This window comes from Bradyrhizobium sp. (genome assembly GCF_028868675.1).
Taxonomy (GTDB): domain Bacteria; phylum Pseudomonadota; class Alphaproteobacteria; order Rhizobiales; family Xanthobacteraceae; genus Bradyrhizobium.
In genome coordinates this window covers 1-11,165 of sequence record NZ_JAGWUA010000167.1, presented here as the reverse complement: position 1 = coordinate 11,165, position 11,165 = coordinate 1, and the positions used below count along the sequence as shown (strand labels likewise).

Below are 11,165 nucleotides of genomic sequence, written 5' to 3'. Positions count from 1 at the left end.
CGGATATTCGGTGGTGTGCTTGTTGCCGGAAAAGCGCTCTTCCTCGTTGTTGAGGATCAGCCGCGGGCCGTGGGCCTGTGTCACCTCGACCAGCGCGACGCCGGAATTGTGTGTGCCGGGCGGCCCCAGACCGGCGAGGTAGACCGTCTCGCCGCGCGCGAGGTTGTGGCGCGCCAGCGCAAGGCGCTCCTGCCCGAACGCCGATCCGATCCGGTGGAAGCCCGCGCGGGCAAAGATTTTCGCGGCCAGCCACGTCGCCAAGCGAAAACCGGCCGCGCCGAGCCGTGGATGTCGCGGTCCAATTCGTCGTGTCAGTTCCAAAGCGTGGCAGCCCCTTGCGCGTTCTCTTCGTGCATCAATCACAATTGAACGCGGACAACAATGCCGTTTCGCGCCGCGGAAAAAGCCCGAGCTTGCCAGCAGCGAGGCTCCTTGCGACACTCCGTCAAAACAAGACACACAGGGGGAGGGAACGATGCCGGGTCGTCGCGGAAGTCTTGCTGCCCTCGTCATGCTTGCCGCAGTGCTTGCTGCAGCACCGGCCCTGGCCGAGAGGAAATACGACCCCGGCGCCAGCGACACCGAGATCAGGATCGGCAACATCATGCCCTATAGCGGGCCGGCCTCCTCCTATGGCGTGATCGGCAAGACGGAGGCCGCCTTCTTCGACATGATCAACGCGCAAGGCGGCATCAACGGACGCAAGATCAAGTTCATCTCCTACGACGACGCCTACAGCCCGCCGAAAGCGATCGAGCAGGCGCGCAAGCTCGTCGAAAGCGACGAGGTGCTCCTGATCTTCCAGTCGCTGGGTACTCCGTCGAACTCGGCGATCATGAAATACATGAACGCGAAGCGGGTGCCGCAGCTCTTCGTGGCGTCCGGCGCCACCAAGTTCGGCGACCCCCGAAATTTCCCCTGGACGATGGGCTTTCAGCCCAACTACCAGAGCGAGGGGCGCATCTACGCAAAATACATCCTCGACAATTTTCCGGACAGCAAGATCGCGGTGTTCTGGCAGAACGACGATGCCGGCAAGGACCAGTTCAAGGGGCTGAAGGACGGGCTCGGCGACAAGGCCGGCATGATCATCGCCGACAAGTCCTACGAGGTCAGCGACCCCTCGATCGATTCCCAGATCGTCGCGCTGCATGATTCCGGCGCCGACATCTTTTTCTCCTGGGCGGCGCCGAAAGGATCGGCGCAGGCCATTCGCAAGGTGGGCGAACTCGGCTGGAAGCCAAAATTCTTCCTCGCCAACACCGCCACCTCGGTCGCGGCGGTGATGAAGCCCGCGGGACTGGACTATTCCAGGGGGATCATCTCGACCGCCTACGTCAAGGATCCCACCGACCCGCGCTGGAACGACGATCCCGGCATCAAGAAGTGGCGCGCCTTCATGGACAAGTACTATCCCGACGGCGACAAGAGCAATTCCAACAACGCCTACGCCTATGTGGAATCGGAGGCGATGGTGCAGGTGCTCAAGCAGTGCGGCGACGATCTCACGCGCGAGAACGTGATGAAGCAGGCCGCGAGCCTGAAGAATTTTACCAGTGACATGCTGCTGCCGGGCATCAGCATCAATACCTCGCCCGACGACTACTTCCCGATCGAGCAGATGCAGCTGATGCGCTTCACCGGGGAGTCATGGGAGCTGTTCGGCGACGTCATCACGGGCGAGGTCGGGCACGAGCAGAGCCACTAGACGCGCTCGCGCGGGCCGGGCCTAGCCCGCGCTGAGGCGGACGCCGGCGCGCAGAAACTTCTGCGGGTCGACGGCGTCGCCGTCGATCCGGGTCTCGTAGTGCAGATGCGGGCCGGTGGAACGGCCGGTCGAGCCGACCGCACCGATCACCTGGCCGATCCTGACGATCTCGCCGACCTTGACGTTGATCTCGGAGAGATGGCCGTAGCGCGTCGAAAGGCCGTTGCCATGATCGACCTCGACCATGCGACCGTAGCCGCCCGACCATCCCGCATTCACCACCTTGCCGTTCGCGGTCACGCGGACGGGATCGCCGGTGGAGGCGCGGAAGTCGAGGCCGGTATGCATCGCGGGCCGGCCGAGGAAGGGATCGCTGCGCACGCCGAAGCCCGAGGTGAACTCGACCTCGCCGATGACGGGCTTGCGATAGGGCACCAGCGCCAGCGTGCGGTTCAGCCGGTCCATCTCGGCGCGGGTGACATGGATGCGGTAGAGTTGCTTCTCGAACGGGCCGGCATTGGCCGACAGCTTGACCGGGACGAACGGGCCGCCCATGGCGCTGCGCGGCACCGCCGCTTCGAGGTCGGCGAGGTTGAGGCCGAGGTCGCTGACCACGCCGCGCATCCGGCGCACGCGCGATTCGATGCCGTCCTCGACGGCGCTTAGCGCCGCGATCTGGCGCCGTTCGACCTGGTCGAGCGAGGTCTGCAGCCGGATCAGGACGTTGTCGAAACCCTGCACCTTGGCGAACTGGTTCGGCGCCGGGCTCGCCATGACCGGCGTGCGCGACTCCAACCGGGCCTCGCGGTCGGGCGGCGCGACGAAGATCACGGTGTCGCTGATCGGGGATGGCTTTGGCGTCGACGGCGCTGCGTCCGAGGTACTGCGCTGCGGCGTCGGGCGGATCGATCCGGTGACGTCGGGCATGGCGCCGAGTGCGGTGGCGCGCGATTCCAGCGCCGTCTGGCGCTTCATGATCTGGTCGAGCTTTTGGTCGAACTGCTCCTGGTCGAGCAATTGGCGGCTGGTGGTGCGATCGACCTTGGCGCGCAATTCGGCGATGCGGTCCTCATAGGCGTATTGCATCTCCGCCTGGCGGGCGATCAGCCGCGTCAGCACGTCGTCGCGGAAGGCGAAATAGGTCGCGGTCGCCGCCGACCACAGGCCGAGCAGCACGATGGTGCCGACCACGATCCAGAACACCACGGGCCCGATGCGGACCTGCTTGCCGGCATGGACGAGGGTGTAGCCGTCATTGGCCGCGGGCGCAGCGATCGCGGTGGCGGCGCTGACGGGACGGCGGTTGAAATGCCTGCCGTGGTCGTGAGGGTGATGCTGGGGGTACTGCGAGTACTGAGCGGAACTTTTCGACATCGGCACTCCAGCGCCGGTCGGAGAGGTTCCGTACGGCCAACTTGCCGCAGCAATCTGGGCCGTTCATGGTTAATTTTCCGGAAACGGGAGCGCTTCAATCTGCTGCGCTGGTTTAGGGAGCCTTAAAGGGTCTTTGCCGCGGCCAGAACCTCGTCCGCGTGACCGTCGACCCGTACATTGCGCCAGATTCGCGCGACCCGGCCGTCTTCGCCGATGAGCACAGTGCTGCGAAGAATCCCGAGGAACTTCCTGCCGTACAAGGATTTTTCGCCCCAGGCGCCATATGCCTGCAGCATCCCGTGCGTTTCATCGGAGATCAGGGGAACGGCAAGCCCGTGCTTGTCGCGGAACTTCTCCTGGGCCTTGGGCGGGTCGGCGGAGATGCCGATGACCGCGGTGCCGGCGTCGGCAAAGGCGCCCAACAGGCGGGTGAAATCGATCGCCTCCTTCGTGCAGCCGGGCGTGTCGGCGCGGGGGTAGAAGAACAGTACCAGCTTCCTGCCGGCATAGTCCGACAGCGTCGCCGTGCCGCCGCCATCGCGGGGCAGGCGGAAGGCGGGCGCTTTCTGGCGCTCGGACAGGCTTGCGTTGGTCTTTGCCTTGGAAGTTACCTTGGCTGGCGCAGCCGATTCGGAAGATGTTAACCATTTCGATGCGGCCTTGTGCGAAGCTGGCTTGGCGGCGCCCTTGCGCGATTTGCGCGCTGGCGCGGCCTGCGCCTTGGCGGGTTTTGCCCGGGTTCGAGCCTGCGCTTGCGCGGCCTTGTTGGGGATCATGGGGCTGCCGGAGGCCGATTTGGACGATTTCTTACGCGATTTCTTACGCGATTTCTTGGACATACGCCTTCCTTTCGACGTTTTCGGCGGGTCAACCAAAGCGGTCTTGCAGCTCTCGTCCGGTGCGCCGGGGAAGGGCCCGCGGCTGGGCAATTTTGACGGCGCCAGAATATGGTTACAAGGAATTCCACGCACCACCCCACTGCTCGTTGAACGCGCTCCCGGGGCGAAATGACGAACAGCAATATCCGAGATGTGGCGGCGGTGCCGGGACGGGGGCATTCGATTCCCGTCGACGGTCGCAGCCATGGTGGCGGTCCTTCGCACGATGGGCGCCTGTATCGAGAGGCAATGGCAAGGAATACGTCGCCCCAGGGTTTCGGAGGGGATTTCGATCGGCACAATGGCGCGCAGCCGCCGCCCGAATGGGATGAGGCCGATTGGGATCCGGATCAGGAGGAGGCAGCGGGCCATCGCGCGCGCCGGCTATTGTCCCGCTCCAACTCGGGTCTTCATCGGCTGGGCGATCGTTTCGCGTCGACGCGCCGCTGGCTTGCGGGCGAGCGCTGGGTGAAGCGTCTTGCCGTCGTGCTCGGCGCGCTGATCGCGATCTTCGTCGGATGCTTTGGCGCGCTGTGGTGGCGGCTCGGCGCCGGTCCCATCAATCTCGACATGGCGACGCCCTGGCTCGCGGCGGCGATCGAGCAGAATATCGGCCACGGCAATACCGTCGAGGTCGGCGGCACCCAGATCGAGCGGGCCGGGCGGATTCGCATCGCCGTTCGCATCCGCGACATCATCGTTCGCGACCGCGATCAGGCCATCGTCGCCAGCGCGCCGAAGGCCGAGGTGAAGCTCTCGGGCACTGCGCTGCTGACGGGCAGGCTGCGCGCCGAAAGCCTCAATCTCGTCGATGCCGAGCTCGCGATCCGCATCGCGCCGGACGGCACCGTCACCGTGTCCGCCGGCGAGACTGCCAAGCCGATCGCAACCGGCGTCGCGTCGAAGAAGGATGCGGGCCTGCCGCCGACGTTTCCGCGCGCCGGCGCGTCCGCGCCGGCGCCCGCCGCTCCCGCGCCGAATGCACCTGCGGCCGCCCCGCCGTCCAATGCGCAGAGCGGGCTTCTCGCCGGACTCGACTGGCTCGACAGCCTCAGCTTGACCGGCCTCGACGGCCAGAACCTCAATGAGATCGGCCTGAAGAACGGCGTCCTCATCGTCGACGACCGGCAGCGCGGCAGCAAATGGACGTTCGAGAACATCAGCCTCAGCCTGCGTCGCCCGAGCCATGGCGGCGTCGCGTTGAGCCTCGGCGAGGAGGGAAGGCGTCCGTGGTCCCTGCGCGTCACCATCGGACCCGCCGAAAACGGCGTGCGCTCGGTCGACATCCGTGCCGACAAGGTTTCGACCTCCGACATCCTGCTCGCGATGCGGCTGAAGGACCTGACTTACAATGCCGACCTGCCGCTGACCGGCGAGCTCAAGGGCGAGCTCGGCCGCGACGGCCTGCCGACCTATTTCCGAGGCAGGATCACGGCCAGCGCCGGCAACGTCATCGACACCGATACGCCGGACTATCCGATGGCGATCGACCAGGCCGAGGTCAACGTCGAGTGGGATGCCGGACGGCGGGTGCTGCTCGCGCCGTTCAAGATCATCTCGGGCGCCAACCGGATCACGCTGCTCGCCCATCTCGAGCCGCCCAACGGCAGCATCACCGACTGGCAGCTCGGCTTCAGCGGCGGAACGGTCCTGCTCGGCGGCATCGACAACGAGCCGCCCCTGATCTTCAACCGTATTGCAGTCGGCTTCCGTTTCGACACCGATCGCAAGCGCGTGCTGCTGACGCAGGCCGATTTCTCCAACGGCGAGATCGGCATCGCCGGCACCGGCAGCGTCGACTATGCAAACGAGCCGCGGCTGACGCTGGGATTTGCGGGAACGCCGATGTCGGCCTCCGCCCTGAAGCGGATGTGGCCGACGCTCATCGTCCCCGAGCTCCGCGAGTGGGTCATCGAGCGGATCGAGCGCGGCACGCTCCAGCGCATCGAGATCGGCGTCAATTCGCCGGTGCGCAATCTCTCCCGCAAGGGGCCGCCGATTCCCGATGACGGGCTTTCCGTCAACATGGTCGCCAGCGGCGTTGCGGTGCATCCCGTCGACGGCATGCCGTCGGTGCACGACGCCGATCTGAAGGCGCGCGTCACCGGGCGGACGGCGACCGTGACCATCGGTCAGGCCGTCGCCGACACGCCCGGCGGCCGCAAGATCACGATCTCGGATTTCGTGTTCGAGGTGCCGGACATGGCGCCGAAACCGTCGCCGTCGCGGAGCCGCTTCCGCGCCGAGGGATCGGTGCCGGCCGCCGCCGAGATCCTCGCCAGCGATCGCCTGAGCGATCTGTCCGCAACGCTCGTCGATCCCAACGCCAGCAAGGGCACGTTCTCGGCCAATGTCAGCCTCGGCATGCCGGTCAAGGGCGAACTGACCAAGGCGGACACGACCTATACCGCCACCGTCGAGCTCAACGGCTTCGCCGCCGACAAGTTGGTGATGAACCAGAAGCTCGAGGCCAACACGCTCAAGATCGTCGCCAACAATGCCGGCTACCAGGTCAAGGGCGACGTCAAGATCAACGGCCAGGCCGCGTCGCTCGACTATCGCAAGCCCGCCGAGGGCGACGCCGACGTGAAGCTGCAGGCGACGCTCGACGATGCAAGCCGCGCCCGCCTCGGTTTCGACCTCAGCCCGGCCGTCTCCGGCAGCCTGCCGGTGAAACTCTCCGGCAAGATCGCGAGTGGCAGCGAGCCGACGACCCGCCTCGGCGTCGAGGTCGACCTGACCTCGCTCAGGCTGGACAACATCCTGCCCGGCTGGGTGAAGCTGCCGGGCAAGTCGGGCAAGGCGAGCTTCAAGGTGGTGCCGACGGCGCAATCGACGCGCCTCGAGGACATCGTCGTCGAGGGCGGCGGCGTCTCGATCCGCGGCTCCCTCGAGGTCGACCAGAACGGCGACCTCATGAACGCGAATTTCCCGACCTATTCGCCCTCCGACGGCGACAAGGCCTCGCTGCGCGTGGAGCGGGGCGCGGACGGGGTGGTGAAGGGAACGATGCGCGGCGACGTGTTCGACGGCCGCGGTTTTCTCAAGTCGGCGATCTCAGGCAATTCGGCCAAGGACGACGGCAAGAGCAGGCTCAAGAACGTCGACTTCGACATCGACGTCAAGCTCGGCGCGGTCGCCGGCTTCAACGGCGAGGCGCTGCGCAGCGTCGACGCCAGGATGTCGCGACGCAGCGGCGCGATCAAGGCGTTTACGATGAGCGGCAAGATCGGCCGCGATACGCCCGTCAACGCCGATCTGCGCGGCGGCCGCGGGCAGGGCGGCCGCGAGGTGATCTATCTGCAGACCAGCGATGCCGGCGCCTTCCTGCGCTTCACCGACACCTACTCCAAGGCGGTCGGCGGCCAGCTGGTGGTGGCGATGGAGCCGCCGACGGCCGAGCCGACCGCGCGGGAAGGCCTGATCAACGTGCGCGACTTCACGGTGAAGGGCGAGGCGCAGCTCGAGCGCGCCGCGGCCGGCGGGCCGAACGGCACGCAGGGCGGCATCTCCTTCACGGCGCTGCGCGCCGAGTTCACCCGGCAGAACGGCGTGCTCACGATCCGCGACGGCGTCGTCAAGGGCCCGATCATCGGCGCCACCATCGAAGGCGCGATCGACTATCCCGGCAACCAGGTGCGCATGAGCGGCACCTTCGTGCCGATGTATGGCCTGAACAACATTTTCGGCCAGCTGCCGGTGATCGGCCTGTTCCTCGGCGGCGGCAGCAACGAAGGCCTGATCGGCGTGACCTACGAGGTCGTCGGCACGCCGGCCGCGCCGGTGATGCGCGTCAACCCGATCTCGGCGATGGCGCCCGGCGTGCTGCGCAAGATCTTCGAGTTCAACACCGGCAAGCAGAACGCGCCGATCGAGCTGCCGCCGACCAACAACTGATCGGCGCCGGCGGCATTTGGGCCAACGGCCCCGCCGCGCCCCAGGCAACCCGCAATGAGCCGCATCATTCACCGCATGATCATGGCCGTGCTGCTGGTCGCGGCACTGGCCATCATCTGGAACGTCCTCGGCAATCGATAAGCCGGCGTCGGCGCGTTTCGCCGAGGCGGCTTCATCGCAAGCCCGGTCAGCCGCGCCGCGCCAGGGCGCCGCTCGGCTCGCTGCCGTCCTTGCGCACCAGGGCATCCACACTGATCGGACCGCCGCCGGCGGCTGCGAGGTAGAGGCAGCTAAAGCAGAACAGGATCGCGGCGGTGCCGCCGTTGAGCAGCGGCAAGAACACCGGCGCGCCGGTCTTGAACATGTGGCCCATGAAGTAGGCCATCGCCATTTCGCCGGCGAGGACGAAGGCGGAGATCCGGGTGAACAGGCCGATCATCAGCGCGGCGCCAAGCACGAGCTCGATCGCACCGGCGGTCCAGATCAGCGGCGGGATATCCGCGAAGTAAGGCAGCGCCGGGAACTTGAACATCTTGGCCACGCCATACTGGAACAGCAACAGGCCGGTGATGAAGCGAAACAGGCTCAGGAGAGCCGGTTGAAAACGAGAAGCAAGATCATTCATGAGAGCGCCCTTTTCTTTGTCCCTGCGACTAGAATCGCATTCCCTTCCACCCCACAAGACGCGCGTTGTCCGTTCGCGCTGACATTTTCGTCATGTGTGTATGAAAACACCGCGCGATGCGAATTCAATCGTGCGAGAGCGCTTTTTTTGAGCGGCGGCAGTTTCCCCGGTTCATTCGTGGTTCCCTGGTAGCGACGGCGGTTGCAGGTTACCTGGAGTACACCTAGCGCCGCAGCGCCGGGACCACGAGGAACGGAATCATGCCGAGCACGACGTTCGCAAGCGCGAAGACGAGCAGGGGATTGTAGCTCTGGGTCAGGTCGTGGATCAGGCCTCCGCACCAGGAGCCGAACGCCGAGCCCAGGCCACTGCCGATCGAGATCGTGCCGAAGATCGTGCCGACACGCCTGCCGCGGAAGATCCTCATCGCGGTCGCGGTGATCAGCGGCCCGCGCGATCCCATCATGCTGCCGAAGCAGACCACGAAGCCGGTGAGCAGGACGAGGTTCGGCGAATACTGCAGGAGCCAGAGCAGGACGATGCCGATGATCGAGATCGCGTAGCTCAGCAGCACCGACGGCCTGCGGCCGATCAGGCCGTCGAGCGCGGACACGCCGAGCATGCCGAACACCAGCACGACGCCGGAAAAGCCCCAGGCGGTCGCGGCCTGCAGCGGCGGAAACCCGGCATCGATCAGATAGGCGACGATCTGGGCGGCGATCGCGTACATGCCGGCCGCGGTGAAGAAGAAGGTCGAGAACAGTGCCCAGAAGGTGTGATGGCGCATGGCGCTCGGAAGCGTCCAGCCTTCGTCGACGAACTCCGGATCGCTCTTCTTCAGCACATGTGGCGAACCGGCGCCGAGCAGCCGCCACGGCAGCATCAGCAAGGGAACGACGAGGCCGAGCGCGGCGATGCCGAAAATCTGATAGGTGTCGCGCCAGCCGACATGGTCGATCAGGAGTTGCGAGGCCGGCAGCAGCGCGAGCACGCCACCGCCCATCGCCGAGTAGACCACCGCCATCGCCGTCGGCAGGCGCGGCCCGAACCAGCGGCCGAGCAGGATCGAGTTCGGCACGTTGCCGATGAAGGCGACGCCGAGGCCGACGCAAAGCCCGATGCCGAGCTGGAACTGCCAGAGATGCTGCGCGCGGCTTGCGATCAGAAAGGCCGAGCCGAGCAGCAGGAGGCCGAGCGCGTAGACGGTGCGCGGTCCGGAGCGATCGAACAGGCGCCCGACCAGCGGCGCGGTCAGGCCGCTGACGAGCCAGGTCAGCGAGTAGATCGACACGATCTGCGCGCGGTCCCAGCCGAAATTCTCCGCGATCGGCTTGAGGAAGACCGTAAAGCTCTCGCTGAGACCGCGGCCGAGCACGGCGAGCGTGAAGCAGAGCGCGAGCACGCCGAGCGCCGTGCGCACCGGCGCATGCGGCTTGACGTCCTGCCTTGGCGTGTTCTGGTCCATTGCCCGTCAGGGAGCGCGTTTCGGCGCGCCCTGGCAAGCATCAAAAGCTCATACGCCTATGCGGGCCTGAGCAGGACGTGCTTCTTCTTCCCGAGCGACAGCTTGATCACGCCTTCCGGCGTAAAATGGGCCGGCGTCAGCGTCATCTTCTCGTCGGTGACGGCGGCATCATTGACCCGCAAGCCCCCGCCCTTGATCTGGCGCCGCGCTTCGCCGTTGGAGGCGACGAGGCCCGCCTTGACGAAGGCGTTGAGCACGCCGAGGCCGGCCTCCAGTTCGCCGCGCGGAATTTCGATCGTGGGAAGGCTCTCGGCCAGCGCGCCCTCCTCGAAGGTGCGCCGCGCGGTGTCGGCGGCCGCATTGGCGGCGTCGCGGCCGTGCAGCAGTGCGGTCGCCTCGGTGGCGAGTACCTTCTTGGCCTCGTTGATCTCGGAACCGGCCAGCGCCTCGAGCTTCCCGATCTCGCTCATCGGCAGCGTGGTGAACAGCTTCAGGAACCGCGCGACGTCGGCGTCCTCGGTGTTGCGCCAGTACTGCCAGAAATCATAGGGCGAGAACTGGTCGGCGTTCAGCCATACGGCGCCCTGCGCGGTCTTGCCCATCTTGGCGCCGGAGGCGGTCGTGAGCAACGGCGTGGTCAGCGCAAAGAGCTGCGGCGTACCCATGCGACGGCCGAGATCGACGCCCATGATGATGTTGCCCCACTGGTCCGAGCCGCCCATCTGCAGCCGGCAGCCGACGCGACGCGACAGCTCGACGTAATCGTAGGCCTGGCAGATCATGTAGTTGAACTCGATGAAGCTCATCTCCTGTTCGCGCTCGAGGCGCAGCCGGACGGAGTCCATCGTCAGCATGCGGTTGACCGAGAAATGCTTGCCGACGTCGCGCAGCATCTCGATCCAGTTCAGCTTCGTGAGCCAGGCGGCATTGTCGAGCATGACGGCATCGGTCGCACCGTCGCCATAGCGCAGCACTTTTGCGAACACTCCGCGGATGGAGGCCTTGTTGGCCTCGATCTCCGCGATGGAGCGGATCGCGCGCATCTCGTCCTTGCCCGAGGGATCGCCGACCATGGTGGTGCCGCCGCCCATCAGGGTGATCGGCTTGTTGCCGGACTGCTGCAGCCAGTACAGCATCATCATGGTCAGGAAGTTGCCGATGTGCAGCGAGGGCGCGGTGCAGTCGTACCCGACATAGGTGGTGGCCTCGCCCCTGGCC

The 11,165-nt window shown here is 66.1% G+C and carries 7 protein-coding genes and 1 pseudogene; 2 read left to right on the top strand and 6 right to left on the bottom strand.

The genetic code is table 11. From position 1 onward, the window contains the following. Positions 1-261, bottom strand: a pseudogene (locus tag KGM94_RS19150) (carbamoyltransferase); the annotation flags it as partial. A 214-nt stretch (positions 262-475) separates the two neighbouring features. Here KGM94_RS19150 and KGM94_RS19145 point away from each other — a divergent pair. Beyond that, a complete protein-coding gene (locus KGM94_RS19145) occupies positions 476-1,708 on the top strand; it encodes an ABC transporter substrate-binding protein (protein WP_300262891.1) in 1,233 nt (410 codons plus the stop codon). A 21-nt stretch (positions 1,709-1,729) separates the two neighbouring features. Here the strand turns inward: KGM94_RS19145 and KGM94_RS19140 are convergent, their stop codons facing one another. Next, on the bottom strand, positions 1,730-3,082 hold the full coding sequence (locus KGM94_RS19140; protein WP_300262888.1) for a peptidoglycan DD-metalloendopeptidase family protein: 1,353 nt from the start codon (positions 3,080-3,082) through the stop codon (positions 1,730-1,732). Positions 3,083-3,204: 122 nt separating this feature from the next. Beyond that, a complete protein-coding gene (locus tag KGM94_RS19135) occupies positions 3,205-3,921 on the bottom strand; it encodes a peroxiredoxin (RefSeq protein WP_300262894.1) in 717 nt (238 codons plus the stop codon). 168 nt (positions 3,922-4,089) lie between these two features. Between KGM94_RS19135 and KGM94_RS19130 the strand changes: the two genes are divergently transcribed. After that, positions 4,090-7,857, top strand: coding sequence for a DUF3971 domain-containing protein (locus tag KGM94_RS19130; protein WP_300262885.1), 3,768 nt, complete (start codon positions 4,090-4,092; stop codon positions 7,855-7,857). A gap of 187 nt (positions 7,858-8,044) precedes the next feature. Here the strand turns inward: KGM94_RS19130 and KGM94_RS19125 are convergent, their stop codons facing one another. The 3 genes from KGM94_RS19125 to tyrS form a co-directional block, all read right to left on the bottom strand. Then, on the bottom strand, positions 8,045-8,482 hold the full coding sequence (locus KGM94_RS19125) for a DoxX family protein (protein ID WP_300262882.1): 438 nt from the start codon (positions 8,480-8,482) through the stop codon (positions 8,045-8,047). A gap of 223 nt (positions 8,483-8,705) precedes the next feature. Beyond that, positions 8,706-9,947, bottom strand: coding sequence for an MFS transporter (locus KGM94_RS19120; protein WP_300262879.1), 1,242 nt, complete (start codon positions 9,945-9,947; stop codon positions 8,706-8,708). A gap of 56 nt (positions 9,948-10,003) precedes the next feature. After that, a partial coding sequence (tyrS, locus tag KGM94_RS19115) for a tyrosine--tRNA ligase (RefSeq protein ID WP_300262876.1) occupies positions 10,004-11,165 on the bottom strand: 1,162 nt, incomplete at its 5' end.

Coding starts and splice junctions, on each gene's coding strand:
- KGM94_RS19145 (WP_300262891.1), top strand. CDS start 476: ATGCCGGGTCGTCGCGGAAGTCTTGCTGCCCTCGTCATGCTTGCCGCA.
- KGM94_RS19140 (WP_300262888.1), bottom strand. CDS start 3,082: ATGTCGAAAAGTTCCGCTCAGTACTCGCAGTACCCCCAGCATCACCCT.
- KGM94_RS19135 (WP_300262894.1), bottom strand. CDS start 3,921: ATGTCCAAGAAATCGCGTAAGAAATCGCGTAAGAAATCGTCCAAATCG.
- KGM94_RS19130 (WP_300262885.1), top strand. CDS start 4,090: ATGACGAACAGCAATATCCGAGATGTGGCGGCGGTGCCGGGACGGGGG.
- KGM94_RS19125 (WP_300262882.1), bottom strand. CDS start 8,482: ATGAATGATCTTGCTTCTCGTTTTCAACCGGCTCTCCTGAGCCTGTTT.
- KGM94_RS19120 (WP_300262879.1), bottom strand. CDS start 9,947: ATGGACCAGAACACGCCAAGGCAGGACGTCAAGCCGCATGCGCCGGTG.